18 protein-coding genes are annotated in these 21,338 nt (G+C 67.1%); 5 read left to right on the top strand and 13 right to left on the bottom strand.

Going from position 1 to position 21,338, the window contains the following annotated elements; all coding sequences use genetic code 11:
* Positions 1-478 precede the first annotated feature (478 nt).
* From ACFW6D_RS31200 to ACFW6D_RS31175, 6 genes are all read right to left on the bottom strand, one after another.
* Positions 479-1,219, bottom strand: coding sequence for a sirohydrochlorin chelatase (locus ACFW6D_RS31200; RefSeq protein ID WP_379334076.1), 741 nt, complete (start codon positions 1,217-1,219; stop codon positions 479-481).
* Positions 1,213-2,454: a uroporphyrinogen-III synthase gene (locus ACFW6D_RS31195; protein WP_379334075.1), complete on the bottom strand. Its 1,242-nt coding sequence runs from the start codon at positions 2,452-2,454 to the stop codon at positions 1,213-1,215. The genes ACFW6D_RS31200 and ACFW6D_RS31195 overlap by 7 nt, the downstream gene beginning before the upstream one ends.
* Positions 2,451-2,831 carry a nitrite reductase small subunit NirD gene (gene nirD, locus ACFW6D_RS31190; protein ID WP_379334073.1) on the bottom strand — a complete coding sequence of 127 codons (381 nt, stop codon included), beginning with the start codon at positions 2,829-2,831 and terminating at the stop codon, positions 2,451-2,453. The genes ACFW6D_RS31195 and nirD overlap by 4 nt, the downstream gene beginning before the upstream one ends.
* A gap of 63 nt (positions 2,832-2,894) precedes the next feature.
* Positions 2,895-5,444, bottom strand: coding sequence for a nitrite reductase large subunit NirB (gene nirB / locus ACFW6D_RS31185; RefSeq protein ID WP_379334071.1), 2,550 nt, complete (start codon positions 5,442-5,444; stop codon positions 2,895-2,897).
* Between the two features lie 30 nt (positions 5,445-5,474).
* A complete protein-coding gene (locus tag ACFW6D_RS31180; protein ID WP_379334080.1) occupies positions 5,475-6,920 on the bottom strand; it encodes a nitrate/nitrite transporter in 1,446 nt (481 codons plus the stop codon).
* A gap of 292 nt (positions 6,921-7,212) precedes the next feature.
* Positions 7,213-8,358: an MFS transporter gene (locus ACFW6D_RS31175; RefSeq protein ID WP_379334078.1), complete on the bottom strand. Its 1,146-nt coding sequence runs from the start codon at positions 8,356-8,358 to the stop codon at positions 7,213-7,215.
* A 208-nt stretch (positions 8,359-8,566) separates the two neighbouring features.
* Here ACFW6D_RS31175 and ACFW6D_RS31170 point away from each other — a divergent pair, with 208 nt between their 5' ends.
* Complete coding sequence (locus ACFW6D_RS31170; protein WP_056812877.1) at positions 8,567-9,238, top strand: FadR/GntR family transcriptional regulator; 672 nt, start codon at positions 8,567-8,569, stop codon at positions 9,236-9,238.
* Between the two features lie 168 nt (positions 9,239-9,406).
* Positions 9,407-10,888, top strand: a complete 1,482-nt coding sequence (locus ACFW6D_RS31165) for an MFS transporter (protein ID WP_379334069.1) — start codon at positions 9,407-9,409, stop codon at positions 10,886-10,888.
* A gap of 73 nt (positions 10,889-10,961) precedes the next feature.
* Here the strand turns inward: ACFW6D_RS31165 and ACFW6D_RS31160 are convergent, their stop codons facing one another.
* The 3 genes from ACFW6D_RS31160 to ACFW6D_RS31150 form a co-directional block, all read right to left on the bottom strand.
* Positions 10,962-11,813, bottom strand: a complete 852-nt coding sequence (locus ACFW6D_RS31160; protein ID WP_379334067.1) for a TIGR02569 family protein — start codon at positions 11,811-11,813, stop codon at positions 10,962-10,964.
* Between the two features lie 106 nt (positions 11,814-11,919).
* On the bottom strand, positions 11,920-13,101 hold the full coding sequence (gene moeZ / locus ACFW6D_RS31155) for an adenylyltransferase/sulfurtransferase MoeZ (protein ID WP_379334066.1): 1,182 nt from the start codon (positions 13,099-13,101) through the stop codon (positions 11,920-11,922).
* A gap of 107 nt (positions 13,102-13,208) precedes the next feature.
* The gene (locus tag ACFW6D_RS31150; RefSeq protein ID WP_379334064.1) at positions 13,209-14,297 is read right to left on the bottom strand and encodes a DUF3152 domain-containing protein; all 1,089 of its coding nucleotides are present in this window, start codon (positions 14,295-14,297) and stop codon (positions 13,209-13,211) included.
* A gap of 197 nt (positions 14,298-14,494) precedes the next feature.
* On the opposite strand from ACFW6D_RS31150, the gene ACFW6D_RS31145 reads away from it, so the two are divergent.
* Positions 14,495-15,178, top strand: a complete 684-nt coding sequence (locus ACFW6D_RS31145; protein ID WP_056812916.1) for a TetR/AcrR family transcriptional regulator — start codon at positions 14,495-14,497, stop codon at positions 15,176-15,178.
* A gap of 56 nt (positions 15,179-15,234) precedes the next feature.
* Here ACFW6D_RS31145 and ACFW6D_RS31140 read toward each other — a convergent pair whose 3' ends face one another.
* Together ACFW6D_RS31140 and ACFW6D_RS31135 are read right to left on the bottom strand one after the other, a co-directional pair.
* On the bottom strand, positions 15,235-15,462 hold the full coding sequence (locus ACFW6D_RS31140; protein ID WP_266292485.1) for a DUF3107 domain-containing protein: 228 nt from the start codon (positions 15,460-15,462) through the stop codon (positions 15,235-15,237).
* Positions 15,463-15,690: 228 nt separating this feature from the next.
* Positions 15,691-16,224: a YceI family protein gene (locus ACFW6D_RS31135; RefSeq protein ID WP_379334062.1), complete on the bottom strand. Its 534-nt coding sequence runs from the start codon at positions 16,222-16,224 to the stop codon at positions 15,691-15,693.
* A 100-nt stretch (positions 16,225-16,324) separates the two neighbouring features.
* Between ACFW6D_RS31135 and ACFW6D_RS31130 the strand changes: the two genes are divergently transcribed.
* Positions 16,325-17,197, top strand: coding sequence for a helix-turn-helix transcriptional regulator (locus ACFW6D_RS31130; protein WP_379334060.1), 873 nt, complete (start codon positions 16,325-16,327; stop codon positions 17,195-17,197).
* 1 nt (position 17,198) lies between these two features.
* Here ACFW6D_RS31130 and ACFW6D_RS31125 read toward each other — a convergent pair whose 3' ends face one another.
* Positions 17,199-17,888: a ferritin-like fold-containing protein gene (locus ACFW6D_RS31125; protein WP_379231011.1), complete on the bottom strand. Its 690-nt coding sequence runs from the start codon at positions 17,886-17,888 to the stop codon at positions 17,199-17,201.
* A gap of 28 nt (positions 17,889-17,916) precedes the next feature.
* On the bottom strand, positions 17,917-18,969 hold the full coding sequence (locus ACFW6D_RS31120; protein WP_379334058.1) for an alpha/beta fold hydrolase: 1,053 nt from the start codon (positions 18,967-18,969) through the stop codon (positions 17,917-17,919).
* A gap of 480 nt (positions 18,970-19,449) precedes the next feature.
* Here ACFW6D_RS31120 and ACFW6D_RS31115 point away from each other — a divergent pair, with 480 nt between their 5' ends.
* Positions 19,450-21,141, top strand: a complete 1,692-nt coding sequence (locus ACFW6D_RS31115; RefSeq protein WP_379334056.1) for a DEAD/DEAH box helicase — start codon at positions 19,450-19,452, stop codon at positions 21,139-21,141.
* Positions 21,142-21,338 lie beyond the last annotated feature (197 nt).

Here is a 21,338-nt window from a genome sequence, read left to right as displayed (position 1 = left end):
GGGAGGCGGCGGGGGCCCGGTTTCGGTCTCTATGCGATTGCGCCGCAGGCGCGAGTCTCGAGCGCTAACCGGCGGCCCCTTGGGGCCGCGACTCGAGCGCGCCAGCGCTCCAATAAACACAGCGTCAAACTATCTGGGACTACTGAACCCCGAACCTCAGCCGTACCAACCCAACCCGAGACCTACCAACCCCCGAAGCTCTGCCACACAAACCTGCCCGGCGTTACAACCCCAAAGCTCTGCCCGACAAACCCGCCCGGCAACCAGGTGCCACCGTTCACGCCCACGCCGGTGGCGATCCACAGAAGAGGAAGCCCACGCCTACCGCAATAGATATTGCCCGCACAAGCCGATGTTCAACCCGAAGCTCTGCCGCACAAACCCGCCCGGCACGGCTAAAACCCCCAAAGCTCTGCCCGACAAACCCGACCAGCACAACTAAAACCCCCGGATGCCTCACAAACCCACCCACAACCACTCAAACCCCAGAAGCCTGCCCCACCAACCCCCGAGCCGCACACCGATACCGATCAACAATCAACCGAACAACCCCCGGATGCACACCAATCGGCTCCCCCACCCCATCAGCCCCAGCATCATGCAACCGCTGATGAAAAAGCCCATGCGCCAACAGATAAGACGCAATGAACACCCGCCCAGCCCCCGACTCCCGAAGCGAAGCAACAACTTCCGGCACCCGAGGCGCCCCCGTAGCCACATACGCGATCCGAACCGGCGCCCCCAACTGCTCGGCCAGCATCCCCGCGGCCCGCCGAACATCCTGCCGCGCACGCGAATCCGAAGACCCAGCCGCAGCGAACACAACCGCGTCCCCAGGCTGCCACCCAGCGGCCCGCAACCGCAGCACCATCACCCGCGTCAGAGCCGGATCCGGCCCCATCGCCTCGGTCACAGCGACAGCGCAGTGCCCACTCTCGGCAACCTCACGCGGAACATCTTGATACACGTGATAACCCGAAGCCAGAAACGCCGGAACAACAACAGCGGGCCCGTCGATATCCCGCAGCACCTCCGAGGGCGAAGGCCCCAACACATCGACAAAAGCAGTCCGCAGCGAAGGCTCAGCAGAAACCGCGACACCGAGTTCGGCAGCCACCGCATCAGCAAGCGCCGCAATCATTTCCACGCCACGCGCACTACGCGTCCCGTGCGCGACGAGCACCAGAGCCGGATCTCCCGGCCCGCCGACGCTCACCACGCCCCCATCGCGGCAGATCGAGGCGACCGAGCAGGCGTCCCGATCCCCGCAGCATGCGGCGGCTGCACAGCCGGACGCGCAACAGGCGTATCGGAGCAGTCGGCCGCGTCCAGCGCGAGCCGGTAGCCACGCTTCACCACGGTCTGAATCGCCTTTGGCGTCCCGAGACCAGCACGAAGTCGCGCGATCGCGGTCTCCACCGCATGGGTGTCGTCACCGCCACCGGGCAGCGCGGAGAGGAGGTCCTCACGCGAAACGACCCGACCGGGCTGACGAGCCAGCGAGCGCATCAACGCCATCGGCGCGGGCGCCAGCTGACGCACCTCACCGTCGACGACCACACACCCACCACGCACGCTGACCAGATGCCCGGCCGCGTAGATCCGGCTGGCGCGGCGCGGAAGTTCTTCTGCCACATGGCGAGCCAGCGCACCCAGACGGGCCCGGCCCGGCATCGTGGTCGGCACGCCGAGCTCTTCCAGCGGTGCCGCGGTGATCGGGCCGACGCAGGCGGCGAGCACCCGGCCACGGAACGCGTGCAGCACCGACTCCAGGAGCCCGGTTTCCTTGGCGCGCATCAACAATGACGCCACGGCGGGCGCACTGGTGAAGGTGACGCAGTCCAGGCTGCCGGAGATGATCGCGTCGATCATGTTGTCCATCGGCCCGCGATCGGACGGCGGCTCCCACCGGTACACCGGCACCGGAACCACATCGGCGCCCGCGCAGCGCAGCACCTCGCAGAAGTCGGGAACCGGCTCCCATTCGGTGGTCGCGCCGTGCAGCTGCACCGCGATGCGGACGCCTTCGACGCCTTCGGCGAGCAGATGGTCGAGCACCTCGGCCGAGGACTCCGAGGCGGGCGACCACTCTTCGCGCAGTTCGGCGGCGCGGATGGCGCCCTTGGCCTTGGGGCCGCGGGCCAGCATCCGGGTGGAGGCGAGGGTGTCGCGCAGGACCTCGGCCAGCCCCCAGCCTTCGGCCGCTTCCATCCAGCCGCGGAAACCGATGCCGGTGGTGGCGACGGTGATCTGCGGCGGATCGGCGATCAGCAGTTCGGTGACCCGTTCGAGCTCGGTGTCATCGGCCAGCGGAATGATGCGGATGGCAGGGGCCGACACCACGGTCGCGCCCTTGCGGGTGAGCAGTGTGCTGAATTCTTCGGCGCGACGAGCCGCGGTGACGCCGATGGTGAAGCCGGCAAGGCAAGGGCCAGTGTCGGTGGGAGAGGTCATGGGTTTTGCACCGGCTCGTTCGAGACCGCGACGACGCCGCCGTCGAGTTGTACCGCGTAAACCGGCAGGGACATGGTTTCGTCGTCGAGACAACGACCGTCGATCAGCGAGAAAGCCTGCTTGAGCAGCGGCGACGCGACAACGGGAACGCCGCCACGATCACCGATGATGCCGCGCGACATCACCGCGGCCCGACCGAACGGATCGATATTGCCCACGGCGGCGAGCGTGCCGTCGGAGAGTAGGAACAGAGCCGCCTGACGGCCGCCCTTCAGCAGGACTGCGACGCCGCGGCCCGGGATCAGGAAATCGAGTCGGCAGGCCTGGGTCCAGGTCGCGGTCTCAGTAGTGATGGTGGGTGTGTCGATAACGGTCATCGGTTCCTCCTCCGAACGCCTTACCTATTGGTACAGGCGCCCTGTTTCCGCAGCGTTAAGTGCTTATTTCCCGGCCGGTGCTGTGTCCGACCCAACACCGACGGGCATGCCGGGGAGACCGAGAAGCACTGGTACCTTGCGTTCGCCGCTGTCGTCGAACGAAATCGTTGGATCGGCTTCGTCAGGGGCATTGACGAAGGAGACGAAGCGCGAGAGCTTGTTCTCGTCTTCGAGGACCGCGGCCCACTCGTCCTTGTAGCCGTCGACGTGCTTGGCCATGGCGGCCTCGAGGTCGCCCGCGATGCCGAGGCTGTCGTCGAGGATGACGGCCTTGAGGTAGTCGAAGCCGCCCTCGAGGGCTTCCTGCCACGGCGCGGTGCGCTGCAGGCGGTCGGCGGTGCGGATGTAGAACATCAGGTAGCGATCGATGTAGCTGATCAGGGTCTCGTCGTCGAGCTCACCGGCCAGCAGCACCGCGTGCTTGGGGGTCAGGCCGCCGTTGCCGCCGACGTAGAGGTTCCAGCCGTTCTCGGTGGCGATCACGCCGACGTCCTTGCCGCGGGCTTCAGCGCATTCACGCGCGCAACCCGAGACGGCCAGCTTGATCTTGTGCGGCGAGCGAAGGCCGCGGTAGCGCTTCTCCAGCAACACGGCCATGCCGACCGAGTCCTGCTGGCCGTAGCGGCACCAGGTGGAACCGACGCAGCTCTTCACCGTGCGCAGCGACTTGCCGTAGGCGTGGCCGGACTCCATGCCGACGTCGACCAGGCGCTTCCAGATCAGCGGCAACTGCTCCACGCGGGCACCGAACAGGTCGATGCGCTGACCACCGGTGACCTTGACGTAGAGACCGAACTCCTTGGCGACCTCACCGATCGTGATGAGCTGGTCGGCGGTGACCTCACCACCGGGCATGCGCGGGACGACCGAGTAGGTGCCGTTCTTCTGCAGGTTGGCCAGGAAGTGGTCGTTGGTGTCCTGCAGCGCGGCCTGCTCGCCTTCGAGGATGTGGTCGCTCGAGGTCGAGGCCAGGATGGAGGCGACGGTCGGCTTGCAGATATCGCAGCCCGAGCCCTTGCCGTGCTTGGCGATGAGCTCGGAGAAGGTGCGGATGCCGGTGACTGCGACCACGTCGTAGAGCTCGGCACGCGACTGAGAGAAGTGCTCGCACAACGACTTCGAGACCGCTACGCCCGACTGTTCGAGGAGCTTCTTGATCATCGGCACACAGCCACCGCAGGAGGTACCGGCGTTGGTGCAGCTCTTGACGGCCGGGATGTCGCAGGCACCCTCGGCGATCGCACCGCAGATCGCGCCCTTGCTGACGTTGTTGCAGGAGCAGATCTGGGCGTCGTCGGGCAGGGAGTCCGCGCCCAGTTCGGCGCCGGCCGGGGAGATCAGCGCGGCGGCGTCGGCGGGCAGCGGACGGCCGACCAGCGGGCGAAGGGCCGCGTACTGGCTGGCGTCGCCGACGAGGATGCCGCCGAGCAGGGTCTGGGCGTCGTCGGAGACGACCAGCTTGGCGTAGGTGCCCTTGGCCGCGTCGTGCAGCACGACCTCGAGGGCGCCCTCGGTGACACCGTGCGCGTCACCGAAGGAGGCCACGTCGACGCCCATCAGCTTCAGCTTGGTGGACATATCGGCGCCGGGGAACTCGCCCGCCCCGCCCAGCAGGCGGTCGGCGACGATCTCGGCGGTGGTGTAACCGGGGGCGACCAGGCCGTAGCAGACGCCTTCGATCGCGGCGCATTCACCGATCGCGTAGACGCTCGGGTCGGAGGTCTGCAGGGTGAGGTCGGTGAGGATGCCGCCGCGGGCGCCGATCTCGAGGCCGGAGGCCTTGGCGAGGGCGTCCTGCGGGCGGACACCGGCGGAGAACACGACCAGCGAGGCCTTGATCTCGGCATCGTCGGACAGGTGCACCGTGACGTTGTCGGCGCCCTCTTCCTCGATCGAGACGATCTTGGCGGTGCCGACCCCGGTGTGCACGTTGAGGCCGATATCGGTGACGAGCTTCTCCAGGATCGCGCCGCCACCAGCGTCGACCTGGGCGGGCATCAGGCGCCCGTTGTACTCGATGACGTGCGGAGTCATGCCGAGCAGGCGCAGCGCGTTGGCCGCCTCCAGGCCGAGCAGACCGCCGCCGACGACCACACCGTGCGCGCCGGGACCGGCAGCTTCGGCGGCGGCACGGATGCCGTCGAGGTCGTCGATGGTGCGGTAGACGAAGCACTCGGGCAGGTCGTGGCCGGGGACCGGCGGCACGAACGGGTAAGAGCCGGTCGCCATGACCAGGGCGTCGTAGGCGATGACGTCGCCGCTGGTGGAGGTGACGGTCTTGGCCTCGAGGTCGATGGACTCGCCACGCTGGCCCAGTCGCAGGTCGACCAGGGGGTCGCCGTCGTACATGTTGCCCGGCAGAGCCAGGTCATCGGCGTTCCAGTTGCCGACGTAGTAGGACAGACCGACGCGGTCGTACGCGGGCAGCTTCTCCTCCGACAGGATGACGACCTGCCACACGCCTGCCTCGTCACGCGAGCGAAGGGCTTCGACGAAGCGGTGTCCGACCATGCCGTGGCCGACCACGACCACTGTTTTGCGAGTGCTGTTCATGAGAGTGACCTCCTTGGTAGTGGTCGGGCGTCAGCCGCGAGCCGACGGGGTGGATGCTTCGGCCTCGAGGACCAGGGACTCGGCCTCGACCACGACATCGGAGTCGGAAGAAAGGCGCGGACGGCGCAGGAAGACCGTCCAGGTAACGGCGGCGCAGACCACGTAGAAGGCGAGGAACACCCAGAACGCGGTGGTGGCCGAGGCGGTGCTGGCGTAGGAGCTGCGCAGCACCATGTTGATGCCGACTCCGCCGAGGGCGCCGATCGCGCCGACGAAGCCGATCAGGGCGCCCGCGGTGTTCTGCGACCAGGCCGCCTGCTCGGTCCGCGAGAGGGGCAAGCTCTTCGACTTGGCTTCGAAGACCGACGGGATGATCTTGGTGACGGCACCGTTGCCGAAACCGGACAGCACGAACAGGGCGATGAAGCCCGCGACCAGCAGGGTCATGGTCGAACCGGTGGCGATGCCCTTGTTGTTGTCGGCCATCGAGGAGGCGGTGATCACGATCAGCGCGGCGGCCATCATGGCGCCGAAGGTGGCGATGGTGACCTTGCTGCCACCGATCCGGTCGGCCATCTTGCCGCCGTAGGGGCGGGCCAGCGAACCGAGCAGCGGGCCGATGAAGGCGATCGACGCGGCGTGGATGGCGGCCTGGGTGGCGGTGTCGCCACCGGCCTTGAAGCTGATCTGCAGGATCTGGGCGAAGGCGAAGCTGTAGCCGATGAACGAACCGAAGGTGCCGATGTAGAGGAACGCGATCGCCCACGACTGCGGCACCCGCAAGGCCTTGACCATGTAGGACATGTCGGCCTTCTGGTTGGTCAGGTTGTCCATGTAGAAGGCGGCGCCGACGGCGGTGAGACCGACCAGGACCAGGTAGACCGCGCAGATCACCGAGGCGTAATCGGCACCGAGGGTGACCAGCACCAGCAGACCGAGCAGCTGGATCACCGGGACACCGATGTTGCCGCCACCGGCGTTCATGCCAAGGGCCCAGCCCTTGAGGCGCTGCGGGTAGAAGGCGTTGATGTTGGTCATCGAGGAGGCGAAGTTGCCGCCACCGAAGCCGGCGAAGGCGGCCACGATCATGAAGGTGGTGTAGGAGGTGCCCGGCTGGTTGATGAAGTACAGCGTCAGCAGCAGCGGGATGAGCAGCAGGAACGCGGAGAAGATCGTCCAGTTGCGGCCGCCGAAGCGGGCGGTGGCGACGGTGTAGGGAATGCGAAGGAACGCGCCGACCAGGGTGGGCATGGCGACGAGGAAGAACTTGCCCGCCGCGTCGATGCCGTACTTGTCGGTGGGCATGAACAGCACCATCACCGACCAGATCGACCACACCGAGAATCCGATGTGCTCAGCGATCACCGACCAGATCAGGTTGCGCTTGGCTACGTCCTTGCCGCCGGCCTCCCAGGCCGCGACATCTTCGGCATCCCAGTGCTCGATGTCGTGGTTCCGCTTCAGCGTGCTCAAGATTGGGCCTCCCAAAAGTGCGATGGCCCAACGGTAGGAAATGGGTATTGCCGAAATGCTGCGGGAAATGTCGCTTGAATCAACGGTTTCTCACCTGCACCCGATCAGGGAGGTGAGATCAGCCCTTTTGTTTCGGGCATGTGACGCAACGATTTCCGCGCGTAAGGAAGCAGCAAGAAATCATCAGAAACCCCAGTGAGGGTGTGAACTGCGCCTCCTCTCAGCGACTTTAGGCCAGAGTCACGCGCACCGCACTTCGGCGGGCGGCCGACGGTGAGAATTTCATTGCGTCAGATCACCAGGTGTCTTCGAGCATGCGCGGTTTGCAGGCTTGCCAGGCGCCCGCGAGGAGTACGGCGATGGCGACGAACAGGAGGCAGAAAGGTGCCAGCCAGCCGCCGGTCCAGGTGTGCAGCATGCCGAACAGCAGCGGGCCGGTGCAGGCGATCGCGTAACCGACGCCCTGGGTGAAACCGGACAGTGCCGCCGAGCCCTGGGGTGTGCGAGTGCGCAGGTTGATCAGGGTGAGCGCCATCGGGAAGGTGGACGGGCCCAGACCCAGCAGCACGATCCACAGCAGGGTGAGGTGCATCGGCGCCACCAGCAGTCCGATGAACGCGGTCACGAACAACACCATGCAGCCGACCACGACGGGGAACGGATTACGCATCCGCGAGACCACCGTGGGCGCACCGAGCGCGCCGACCAGCCCGATCAGTGCGAACAACCCGACCATGCTGCCGCCGAAACCGGCGCTCGCGCCCGCGTCGGACAGGATCTTGGGCAGCCAGGCGAACATGGCGTAGGTGGTCAGCGAGGTCATGCCGAACATGCCGGCCATCCCCCACGCCACCGGCGAACGCCAGGCCTTGCCGGTCTCGGGCGCGTCAACGGGCAGCGCGGTGGTGTCGACGGCGTCGCGACCACGCCGGTCGCGCAGCACGACGAACCACGGGATCGCGGCCGCGAAACCGATCAGCGCCCACACACCCATCGAGATCCGCCAGCCGTGCGCCTCGGCGACGGGCACCGCGATGAACGCCGGAATGACAGTGCTGAGCTGCACCATCACGATGTAGAGCGAGCTGATCACGGCCAGGTGATCACCGAAATACCGCTTCACCAGCGGCGGAATCACCACATTGCCGATACCCATACCCAGCAGGGCGACCCCGGAGAACGCCAGCAACTCACCGGTCCCGGTGGAGAACACCCGCACCAGCGACCCGGTGCCTGCCAGCAGCATCGCCACGAACACGGTCTTCTCGAGGCCGAACCGGCGCACGATCAGCGGTGTGATGAGCCCGGCGAGACCGAACATGGCGGTCGGCAGCATGCCGAACACCCCGACGATCCCGGTCCCGTACCCGATCTCGGCGCCGATCTTCTCGGCGAGCGGGCTGAACGCGGTGACAGCGGCGCGCAACGTCAGCGCCGACATGACAATGGCCGCCAGTACCAGCAGACGGCCTTCGATCAGAGACCACCGAGTGATCTCCGGAGCGTCGACAGGGTCGACGACGTCCCGCCGGTCGCCCACCACGGTCGACCCGGCGCCTGGCTGAAATTCACGGAATGGCGGCACTCGGAAATCATAGGATGACCCGATGATCCGGGCAATGGTTTGTGACCAGCGGTACTCTTGCGACGTGCAACCCGTCCGGCGTACCAGCCTCATCGCCCAGGTAACCGAGCAGCTTCGGGCCGAGATCCGTTCCGGCCGTTGGCCTGTGGGTCAACGGATCCCCACCGAACCCGAGCTCACCGAGCTCACCGGGACCGGTCGAAATACCGTGCGCGAGGCCGTCCAGGCGCTCGTGCACGCGGGCATGCTCGAACGCCGTCAGGGCTCCGGCACGTATGTGATCGCCACCTCCGAGGTCGGCGGCACCCTCGGCAAGTACTTCGCCGACGCGCACGAACGCGACATCCTCGAGCTGCGCCAAGCACTCGACACCACTGCCGCAGGCCTGGCCGCGCGCCGCCGCGACGACACCGATATCGCCAACCTGCGCCGCCTGCTCGCCGAACGCAGCAACCGGAACTGGGCCGAAGCCGACCCGGTGGCCATCGCCGCCGACGTCGAACTGCACCGCGCGATCGTCGTCGCCAGCCACAACGCGGTATACCTGGAGTTCTACGATTCGCTGCTGCCGATCATCGAACAGGTGATCCACGCGCGCACAGCGAAATCCGACGACGCCTACGACACCGAGCACGAAGAACTCGTGCAGGCCGTGATCGACGGCGACGCCGAGCGAGCCGTGCAAGCTGCCAACTGCTTCCTCGGGTCCCTCATCGCCGAATACCCGGACCGCTGAACTGCACATAACCGCGGTTCCTAATTCCACGTAACCGGGCGGTCACCACCTGCGAATTCGCGCGGTGAGCCGTAGTTGCCGGGATCGTCACCTGAGGCCATTGTCACGCAACAACCGGCTTCTACCTTTATCTCGACACCGCATAAGCGCTCGATCGAGAGGAAGCCGATGACCGCAATCGCCGCCACCGGCCAGGCGACGGAATCTCCGTCGTTCGAATATGAGAAGAAGGGTCGATGGCTGACCCAGTGGGAACCCGACAATCCGAAGTTCTGGGAATCCGGTGGTGAGAAGACCGCCAAGAAGAACCTGTGGTTCTCTGTGTTCGCCGAGAACCTGGGCTTCAGCGTCTGGGTGCTGTTCGGCTCCATCGTCACCGCGATGGGCGCCGCGGGCTTCACCTTCCTCGAGGGTCTCGGCAAGGGCAATCCGACCGCCGTCGCCAACGCACTGCTGCTGACCTCGGTCCCGACCCTGGTCGGTGCCACCCTGCGCATCCCGTACACCTTCGCGGTCCCCAAGTTCGGCGGTCGAGCCTTCACCGTCTTCAGTGCGGGAATGCTGCTGATCCCGACTCTCGGCCTCGCGTTCTTCATCAACCAGCCCGGCACGCCGATGTGGGTCTTCCTGCTGCTGGCCGCGCTCGCCGGTGTCGGTGGCGGTAACTTCTCGTCCTCGATGGCCAACATCTCGTTCTTCTTCCCCGAGGGTAAGAAGGGCGCCGCGCTCGGCATCAACGCCGCGGGCGGCAATCTCGGTGTGGCGCAAACACAGCTGGTCGCGCCGCTGCTGATCACCCTCGGCACGCATCTGCTCGCCAAGGACGCCGCGGGCTACCGGTTCGGCATCACCCTGGCCATCCTGGTCTGGGTGCCGTTCATCCTGGTCGCCGCGTTCGGCGCACTGCGCTACATGGACTCGATCGTCTCCGCCAAGGCCGACGGCAAGTCCTACAAGCTGGCGCTGACCAACCCGCACACCTGGATCATGTCGTTCCTCTACATCGGCACGTTCGGTTCGTTCATCGGCTTCTCCTTCGCCTTCCCGACCCTGATCAAGGCCAACTTCCCGCACCTGACCCAGATCGGCTGGATCAGCATGGTCGGTAACCTCGCCTTCCTCGGCGCGCTTGTCGGCTCGTTCAGCCGTCCCGTCGGTGGCTGGATCTCCGACAAGGTCGGCGGCGCCCGCATCACCGTGATCGTGTTCACCGGCATGGCCGTCGCGGTCGCGCTGATCATGACCGCCCTGTCGATGAAGAGCTTCCCGCTCTACCTGGCCGCGTTCCTGCTGCTGTTCGTGCTCACCGGTGTCGGCAACGGCTCCACCTACCGGATGATCCCCTCGATCTTCGGCGCCACCGCCAAGAAGTACGCCGCCGAACACGGCATGGAGATCACCGAGGCGCAGGCTTCGGCTCGCCGTCAGGCCGGTGCGGCGATCGGCGTGATCGGCGCGGTCGGCGCCTTCGGCGGCTTCATCCTCCAGCAGGCACTTCGCTTGTCCAACATCAACTTCGGCACGATGGCGCCTGCCTTCTGGGCTTACGCCGGTGCGTTCCTGGTGATGGCGGGTGTCACCTGGTGGTGCTACCTGCGCACTTCTTTCGCCACCGACAAGGTCCCTTCGCTGGCCTACGCCAACGTTTAAGTAGTCCATCGCAGGAAAGCCACGTTCGGAGCCCCTCCCGAGCGTGGCTTTCCTTATGTCACAGCAGTTTTCGCTACAGAGCCAATCGGACCATGTCAGCGGTGCGGGCCAGTCCTGGGAACGCTTCGGGCGTGGAACGGGGATGCAGTGCATGGACCGCGAGCCGGAACATCAACGCCCGCAACAACATTTGCGGCCATTCGGGCAGGGTCGCCCAGCGGTCGAGTAAGCCGTCGTCGCCACCGCCCCAGGCCAGTGCGTCGACGACCACGACCCCGGCGGCCCACGTAGCGGGACGCCAGTAAGGGGTGATGTCGGTGAGGCCGGGGGTGTGGGCGCCGGTGAACAGAACCGTGCCGAAGAGGTCGCCGTGAACGAGCTGGTTGGGGCTGCGGACCGGTTTGCGCAGGGTGGAGAGCTGGCCGATCAGTTCGAGGGAGCGCTGGCCGTCGGGGGTGGCGGCGATGGGGACACCGCCCGCGCGCAGGGTGCGCAGCGGGACCGATTCCCAGGCAGCGCGGTCGGCGGCAACGAACACGTCCACGTCGACCCAGGGGGCGACGGGAGGCTGGACCAGGAAGCGCGGGCGTTCCAATTCCGCTGTCGCCTTGTGCAGCCGCAGCGAAACCGAAACGACCTCGTCGTGACGGGGTTCGGGGGCACCGTCGACGTAAGTGTCGGCGCGCCAACCGGAGACAACATAACGACCGTCGGTGGCGCGCACAGGCCGGGCCACACGCAGTCCGTCGACGGCGAGGTGTTCGCGTACTTTCGCCGACCACGCGGCCCGCGCGTGATCGGCGACGGGGCTGAGTACCACGTCACCCATACGCCAGCCACCGTCCCAGTCCCCTAGGGAAACCGGCGTCACTTCGCGAAGCCCGAATGTGGCTCGCACATGCTCGGGAGGTTCGACTGAGGTCACGGCCGTACCGTAACCCCGCGATCACCGACGGCGACCCAAGGCACGCTGTGACACTCCACTTTGCGACCTCACCGCAATCTGCGGCGAGGTCGCAAACTGTCAGCTATCAGTAGACCGGCAGGGAGGGATCGACCTGCTTGGCCCACGCCACCACGCCGCCCTGCAGATGCGTGGCATCGGCGAAACCGGCGCGCTTGAGCGCGGCGAGGGTCTCCGCCGAACGGATACCGGTCTTGCAGTACAGCACCACCGGCTTGTGCTGCGGCAGCTGCGACAGCGCCTCGCCGGACAGGATGCGGTCCTTGGGGATCAGGGTCGCGCCCTCGATGCGGACGATGTCCCACTCCACCGGCTCGCGCACGTCGATCAGTTCGATCTTGTCGGCGTCGAGAAGGTCCTTGAGCTCGGCGGCGGTGATGGTCGACCCGGCCGCGGCGGCGGTGCCTTCCTCCGACACCACACCGCAGAACGCGTCGTAGTCGATCAGTTCGGTGATCGGCTCGCGCTGCGGGTCGCGGCGCAGCTTGATGGTGCGGTAGTTCATGTCCAGTGCGTCGTAGACCATCAGACGGCCCAGCAGCGTCTCACCGATGCCGGTGATCAGCTTGATCGCCTCGGTCACCATCACCGAACCGATCGAGGCGCACAGCACGCCCAGCACGCCGCCCTCGGCGCAGGAGGGGACCATGCCCGCCGGCGGGGCTTCGGGGTACAGGTCGCGGTAGTTGATGCCGCGGTCGTCGGGTGCGTCTTCCCAGAACACCGAGACCTGGCCCTCGAAGCGGTAGATCGAGCCCCACACGTAGGGCTTGCCCGCGAGGACGGCGGCGTCGTTGACGAGGTAGCGGGTGGCGAAGTTGTCGGTGCCGTCGACGATCAGGTCGTACTCGGCGAACAGCTCCACCGCGTTCTCGGGCTCCAGGCGAATCTTGTGCAGCCGCACGTCGATTCCCGAGTTGATCTCGAGAATGGAATCGCGGGCGCTGTCGGCCTTGGGGCGGCCGATATCGGATTCGCCGTGGATGATCTGGCGCTGCAGGTTGGAGGCGTCGACCTCGTCGAACTCGACGATGCCGAGGGTGCCGACACCGGCGGCGGCCAGGTAGAGCAGGGCGGGTGAGCCGAGTCCGCCCGCGCCGATCACGAGGACCTTGGCGTTCTTCAACCGCTTCTGACCGTCGACGCCCAGATCGGGGATGATCAGGTGCCTGCTGTAGCGCGCGATTTCATCCTTGGTCAGTTCCGCTGCCGGCTCGACGAGCGGCGGCAACGTCCCGGTGAAAGACACGTGAGAACTCCTGTGTTTGGCGAGGTGGCGCTGGTGGCCGTTCTGCTGAGTTCAACAAGACCCGCCGCGCTGTTCTTCCCGTCCATGTTCCCGCATGGACGAGGCCACTATCCGCGCGGGTACGGCCAGGGGTTGAAGCGGCAGGTCTTGCCGTCGGCGGGGACAACGCCATGGGGGTCGAGCAGGGCGATGTCGTTGTTCTTGGTGCCGAAGGTCTGCTGCATCATGATCGGGGCAAGGCCGCCTTCGCTTTCGCACGGCTGGTGGCCGTGGTAGCCGATGGCGTGGCCGACTTCGTGGTTGATCAGGTACTGCCGGTAAGAGCCGATGTCGCCGTCGAAGGCCAGGGCGCCGCGCACCCAGCGGACCTCCGAGAGCACCACCCGGTCGAGGTCGGCGTTGTAGCACGACGAGTCGATCGGGATCTCGAATCCGCAAGCGGCGCGGGTGCTTTCGCGAGAGGTGAGCGAGAGGCGGAAGTCGGCGGGGCCTGCGTCGATGCGCTGGAAACCGAACTTGGGGTCGTGCGACCAGCTCTTCGGATTGGCGAGGGTGGTCTCCACCATCTTGGCCACGGCGGCGTCGCCACCGAACGGGGTGGTGTCGATGCCGTCCTCGACCTCGACGGTGTAGCGGAACACGCGCTCGGTGCCCGCGCCGACCTGTGCGCTGGTGCCGGGCACCACATGCCAGGTGCCCGCCGCGCGCTCGACGTACTCGCCACCCTCGGGCAGCGCGCCCAGCGGCAGATCGGCGGGGAACTTCCCGTCGCCGGGCGGTGCGCCGATGATGCCGGACTGCGCCACCTTCGGACTCAGCGCGCCGAAGCCGGGATCGGTGGGCGCGGCGATCGGGCCGGTGCGCACCGCGTCGACGACCACCAGCACGGTGATGGCGAGCAGCACCGGCAGCGCGTAGGCCCGCCACCCGTAGGCGGAGACGAAGCGGCCGAGCGCGCTCTGCTTCTTCGCGTCGCGCTGCGGGCTGCGCGGGCGGCCGTTGTCGTGGTCGGTGGGGTCCCAGCGGGCGCGCAACGGCTGGCGGGATCGGTCGGCGGGTTGGTGGAGGCCGAGCGGGTCGTAGACCTGCAGTTCGCGCCCAACCGGGGCCGCCGTCACAGAACCGGACTCGGTGGGTTGCGTGGAGCGAGCGACATCGGGCCCGCCGCCGGGTTGGTCGTCCGGTCGGTCGTTCACCTCATCAGATTCTCACAGTGCGCAAATCGGCCGTGCGGGCGGCCGCAGGAGTTCGCACGGTTACGGCCCGGCGAACTCCGCGGACTGGTACTACATTTCCAGGGCGAGGCGCAGGGCGGACACCGTGCGAGTATCGTTCGTGGGATATCCGGACCGCACACCCTGGCGGCCGGGGAAGTCGACTATAGAGAGCCGAGATGACTGACCTCGTGGACCGCATGCCCTCGCGCCGATCGGTGCCGGAGACGGTCCCGGCCAAGCGCGGCACCCGCCTGCCCCGTGACGAGCGCCGCCAGCAGCTGCTGCTCGCCGCCAGCGAAGTCTTCGTCCAGCGTGGCTATCACGCGGCGGGCATGGACGAGATCTCCCAGGTGGCCGGAGTCAGCAAGCCGGTGCTGTACCAGCACTTCGCCAGCAAGCTCGAGCTGTATCTGGCGGTGCTGCAGAACTACGTCGACATCCTGGTGTCGAGTGTGCGCCAGGCGCTGCGCTCCACCACCGACAACAAGCAGCGCGTGCGGGCCGCGGTCGCCGCGTACTTCGACTTCGTCGACAACGAGATGCAGGGCTTCCGCCTCGTCTTCGAATCCGACCTCACCAGCGAGCCGCAGGTGCAGCGCCGGGTCGAACAGGCCACCGAGGCCTGTGTCGACGCGGTGTTCGATCTGGTCGCCCACGACTCGGGCCTCGACCCGTACCGCGCCCGCATACTGGCGGTCGGCCTGGTCGGCGCGAGCCAGTTCTCGGCGCGCTACTGGCTCGAAGCCGATCGCCCGGTCCCCAAGGACGAAGCGGTCGACACCACGGTCTCGCTGGCCTGGGGCGGCCTCAAGCACGTGCCGCTGACCGCCGCCCAGCGCGCGTACTCGCAGGATCTCTGACCTACGAAGAGTGCCCCGTCATCTTCGAAGATGACGGGGCACTTTGTCTTCGCAGCTCAGACGGTGGCGAAACCCACGCGACCGGTGGCGGGCGAACCGATTTCCACGTAGGCGACCTTCGCGGCCTGGATGAGGAACTTGCGACCCTTCTCGTCGGTGAGCGACACGACGCCTGCGGAGCCGCTCAGCGCATCGGACACCAGCGCCTCGATCTCGTCAGGGCTCTGCGCACTGTTGATGACGAGCTCTCGCGGGCTATCCGAAATACCGATCTTGACCTCCACGGCCAACCTCCGAACGTAAGAGTCCTGTGTTGTCGTCTCCCAGGTTAGTGCAGGGCCCCGACACGGGTGCCGGAGCCGCCTGCGCTGTGAGCGAACTAGCCCGCCTCTCCGCGCCTTCAGCCGACGGCTCAGGTGCGTCCACATTTCCGGATCGGGCCTGCGGGCACCGGTTCTGATCGCGCTTTGGGCGTACCCGACGAGTTACCCATGTTCGTACGAAATCAGCAGTCAGGGTTCGACGAGCTCGATCTCCAGTTCGATCTTGACGGTGTCCGAGAGCATGCCCGGCATCGCGACGCCGACACCGAAGTCGGTGCGCTTGATGGCGCCGGTGGCGGAGAAGCCGGCGTGGCGGGTGCCGTCGGGGAAGTCAGCGATGCCGCCCCATTCGACGTCGAGGGTCAGCGGCTTGGTGATGGTGCCGAGGGTCGCCTCGCCGGTGACGGTGAAGGACTCCGCGATCCGAACCGGTTGGGTCGCACGGAAACTCAGGGTGGGGCGGTTGGCGACGTCGAGGAAGTCGGCCTGGCGGATGTGGGCGTCGCGGTCGGCGTTGCCGGTGTCGAAGGAGTCGAGTTCGATGGTGGCGCCGAGGGTGGCGGCGCCGGTTTCGTCGACGACGAACTCGGTCTCGAAGCGGGTGAAGCCGCCACGCACCTTGGCGATGCCGAGGTGGCGAATGGTGAACGCGACCGAGGAGTGGGCGGCGTCGAGGGCCCAGGATCCGGCCTTCAGGGCTTGGGTCTGTGTCGAGGAAGTCATGACTCCACCCTGACCGGACTGCGGTCCGTTAACCAGACCGCGGTTATCCTGGACCCCACAGGGCGTGGCTGTGGGCGCGCCGACCAGGCACGATCGAGGAATGGTAGGCGCAGGTATGGCGGATCATCCGGGTGCTCGTTCGGCGTTCGCGGAGCTTCTCATCGCCCGTCGAGCCGAGTTGCGGCCCGAGGATGTCGGCCTGCCCGGTGGCGGCAGGCGTCGTACTCCCGGCCTGCGTCGGGAAGAGGTCGCGGTGCTGGCCGGTGTCAGCGCCGACTACCTGGCCCGTATCGAGCAGGGCCGCGATACCAATCCGTCGATGGCCGTGGTCGACGCGCTCGCCACCGCACTGCGTTTCAACGACACCGAGCGGGCCCATTTCGGCTGGCTGGCCTTGACCACCGGCAGCGAATCACGCTGCCCGAGCACCGCTTTCGACCCGGTTCTCGACCAGGTCCCCGCAGCCTTGCGCAGCGTGCTCGACTCCCTCGACCCCACCCCCGCCTTCGCCCTCGGCCCCCGCGCCAACGTGCTCGCCTGGAACACCGCATGGGCCGACCTGGTCACCCCACTAGGCCTGCTCGACAACCCCGACCTGGTCAACCTGGCCCTGTGGACCTTCCGCCACCCCCTCGCCCGCACCACGGTCACCGACTGGCCCCAATTCGCCGACTACCTCGCCGACCAACTCGCCAGAACCCGCCTACGCCGCCCCGACGACGAACGCATCGCAGGCATCATCACCACCCTGTGCGAAGAACCCGAATTCGCCCGCCGCTGGCACCCCCACCGCCTATCCGAAGACCTCCCCACCCTCCTCGGCTTCGAACACCCCACCCGAGGCACCCTCACCTACACAGTGCAGACATTGTCCGCCGAGAAGGACCAGCAGGTAGTCATCTGGCTCCCTCGCGAAACAGCCGCCCGCACACCAGAATTGCGCCTGGTGCCGGGTCGCGCTGTCGGGCAGTAACTTACAAGCCCAGTACGCCCATGCGGGCCGCGTGGCGTTCCTGCATGCGGTCGAACAAGGTGGCGATGCCGTTGAGGTCGCCGGTGGCGGCGAGGACGAGTTCGGCGAGTTCGTCGCGTTGGGCCATGACGAATTGGGCCTGGGTGATGGCTTCGCCGAGGAGGCGGCGGCCCCAGAGGGTGAGGCGGTCGCGTTCGGAGCGGCTGGCGGCTACGGCGCTGCGGACCTCGTCGACGACGAACTGGGAGTGGCCGGTTTCGGCGAGGACGTCGCGGACCACGTCGGAGACTTCGGCGGGCAGGGCGCCTGCGATCTCGGTGTAGAAGTCGGCGGCGAGGCCGTCGGCGACGTAGAACTTGACCATCGACTCGAGCCAGGTCGAGGGGTCGGTGGAGGCGTGGTAGGAGTCAAGGGCGCCTTGGTACTGCGCCATCGCGGCCTCGGCGTCGGCGCCGCGTGCGGTGAGTGCGGCTTCCAGGGTTTCGAAGTGCGCGAGTTCGGCGGCGGCCATCTTGGCGACGCCGATCCGGCCGCGCAACGACGGCGCCTGCTTCGCCTCTTCGGCGAGCCGGTAGAACGCCGAGAGCTCACCGTAGGCGAGGACCGCGAACAGTTCCGTCACCCCCGCGTGGTCCGCGGCGAGCGGTTCGGTGGAGAAGAATTCCGGCGCGCTTGAGGTCTGGGCTCCCATGACTGTCAAGAATAGTCCCGATCGATGATCAGTCGCGTTCGGCCAGGAACTTGTCCAGGTGCGCCCAGGTGGTTTCGCGGGCTTCCGGTCCGGTGAGGATGCCGAGGTGGCTGCCGGGCACGACCTCGTAGGTGACCGACGGCGAACCGGACAGGGTGCGCAGACCGGCCTCTACGGCGGCCTTGGGGGTGATCACGTCGGACTTGCCGCCGATCAGCAGCACCGGCACGCGCACGTCGGCGAGGCGGATTGTGCGGTCGGCCAGTTCGAGTTTGCCGTTGCCGATGTCGTTGGCCAGCATCATCCGGCCCCACAGCTGGTTGTAGAAGCGGCCGGGGTAGCCGGGCATGGCGGACTGGAAACGGTCGATGGATTCCATCTTGGCCAGGGTCTCGGTGTTGGTGATGTTGCGGGCGATGAAGCCAGGACGCGCCAGTTCACGGTCGTAGGCGGCGAGGCGGTAGCCCAGTTTCGTGAGCGGCGCGGGAATGCCGCCCGCGGCCCGGACGAGGGCGGTGGACGCCCGGCCGCCGGTGAGGCTCGCGACGGCGCGCAACTGCGGAATGCCGAGCATCTTGTCGTAGTCCAGCGGCGGACCGACCCCGGTCACCGAACGGATCGGCAGTTCCGGGTTCGCGGCGGCGGTGAGCAGGGAGAACATGCCACCGACCGACCAGCCGATGAGGTCGACCGGCGCACCGCCGCGATCGGCGCTCACCCGCAGGATCGCCTCCGGCAGGATGTCGGTGACCCAGTCCTCGAAGCCCATCCGGCGGTCGGCGAAGGAGATGTCGCCGTAGTCGACCAGGTAGGGCGCGCGGCCGGTCTCCACCAGATAGCGGGCCAGGCTCTGATCGCGGCGCAGGTCGAAGCAGGTGGCGGGCGCGGCCAGCGGCGGCACCAACAGCACCGCGGAATCGCTTGCGGCGGACTGGAATTCGGTATCGTAGCGACGCAGCAGGCGATGCGGTTCGTCCCACAGCACGGTCGAGGGCGTCGGGTCGACGGGCTCGATCCCTGCGCCGAAGCTCAGCGCCCACGCGTTGCGCGCGGCAGTGGTGACGGTGTCGGTGATACTCACGACTAGAAATGTCTCACACCCGGTACCGCCGGTACCAGTGAGGTGCATTACATCCGCGGACACGCGCGAAATCCCGCGCGTATGAATTGCGCTGCGACACACCACTCATGGCCAGGTAATACCGCGGCGAGCCCGATTTCGCGCGACATTCGACCACGCGATAATTCGGATTACGCAGATTATCACGCTACAATCTCCTTGGACAACGCTATTTCGACGCCCGGATACGTCCGCGGCGTGGCACTCCACCGGCGCACAGCGCGGGGGAGCAGCGGCGATGTCCACAGACAGCAATGTCGAGAAAATGTGCGCGCAACGAATCCGCATCACCGTCGCGCCGCGCCGATGACACCGTCTCGACGGCCAGCATAATGCCTGGTCGGCGATGGTTATCCGGCGCCGGCCCGGTGAAATATCACAGGCGGATATGTGGTCGTCGCGGGCCGACCGGCCCGCCCCACCTCGTGCGTGCGAGATGCAATGACGAGGAAGGCACGAACACTGAGCAAGATCACTGTCGAACAGGAACCCGGCTTGGCCGAAACGCTCCTGACGGCCGAACTGGACAACACCCACATCCCGCCGAGTTTCGCCGAATTGGGCGTGCGCGAAGAAATCGTGCGCGCGCTCGGCGAGATCGGGATCGAACGCACCTTCGCGATTCAGGAACTCACCCTGCCGCTGGCACTGGCAGGCGATGACCTCATCGGCCAGGCCCGCACCGGCATGGGCAAGACCTTCGGTTTCGGCGTGCCGCTGCTGCACCGCATCGCCACCGCCGACAACGGCACCACCCCGCTCGACGGCACCCCGCGCGCGCTGATCATCGTGCCGACGCGTGAGCTGTGCATCCAGGTCACCAAGGACCTGGAGAACGCGAGCAAGTACCTGAGCAACCACCAGGGTTCGCTCAAGGTCGCCGCCATCTACGGTGGCCGCCCTTACGACACTCAGATCGCCGACCTCCGCAAGGGTGTCGACGTGGTCGTCGGCACTCCGGGCCGCCTGCTCGATCTGGCGAACCAGGGCCACCTGATCCTGGGCAAGATCGGCGTGCTCGTCCTCGACGAGGCCGACGAGATGCTCGACCTGGGCTTCCTGCCCGATATCGAGCGCATCCTGTCGATGGTGCCCGACAAGCGTCAGACGATGCTGTTCTCGGCCACCATGCCCGGCCCGATCATCACCCTGGCCCGCACCTTCCTGACCAAGCCCACGCACATCCGTGCCGAGCTGGCCAACGACTCCGCGGTGCACGACCGCACCGCGCAGTTCGTCTACCGCGCGCACGCGATGGACAAGGCCGAGCTGGTCGCGCGCGTGCTGCAGGCCGAGACCCGCGGCGCCACAATGATTTTCACCCGCACCAAGCGTACCGCGCAGAAGGTGGCCGACGATCTCGCCGAGCGTGGTTTCAATGTCGGCGCCGTGCACGGTGACCTCGGTCAGATCGCCCGTGAGAAGGCGCTGACCAAGTTCCGCAAGGGCGGCATCGACGTGCTCGTCGCCACCGATGTGGCCGCGCGCGGTATCGACATCGACGACGTCACCCACGTCATCAACTACCAGTGCCCCGAGGACGAGAAGACCTACGTGCACCGGATCGGCCGCACCGGCCGCGCCGGCCGCACCGGTGTCGCGATCACCCTCATCGACTGGGACGAACTGCACCGCTGGGAGTCGATCAACAAGGCGCTGAGCCTGAACATGACCGACCCCCCCGAGACCTACTCCCGCTCCCCCCACCTCTACAGCGACCTCGGCATCCCCGAGGGCATCACCGGCGTGATCCGCAAGCCCGCGGCCCCCACCCGTGACGAAGACGCCGTAGTCGAGGAGCGCCCCGAGCGCCCGAAGTCCTCGCGCAGCCGTCGCCGCACCCGCGCCGGCACCCCCATCACCGAGGGCGATGCGACGACCACCGAGTCGGCCGAAGGCACCGACGAAGCGACCGAAGGCGACAAGCCCGCCCGCCGCAGACGCCGCCGCCGCAAGCCGGCAGAAGCAGGCGAAGCAGCAACCACCGAGTCGAGCACCAGCGAAGCCACCGACGCCCCCGAACCGGCCCCGGCCGACGGCGACGACGACGCAGCCAAGCCCGCCCGCCGCAGGCGCCGCCGCAAGCCCGCGGAAGCCACCGCCTCCGACGCCCAGGCCACCGTAGACGCCTGAGCGCCCTCCCACGGCCACAAGGCACGAGCCCGTCACCTGATCACAGGCGACGGGCTCGCGGCATTTCGCCACATGGCCAACAACCACACCGCGCACAAGGCCTGTCCCCGTCGTCCACAACCCACCCAACCCACCCAACCCAGCCACCCACCCGCGACCCCGAGGGAGCGGCGGCCACGCAGTGGCCGGTCGCGGCC

The sequence above is a fragment of the Nocardia sp. NPDC058705 genome (assembly GCF_042749305.1).
Classification (GTDB): domain Bacteria; phylum Actinomycetota; class Actinomycetes; order Mycobacteriales; family Mycobacteriaceae; genus Nocardia.
This window is presented reverse-complemented; position numbering and strand designations above follow the sequence as displayed.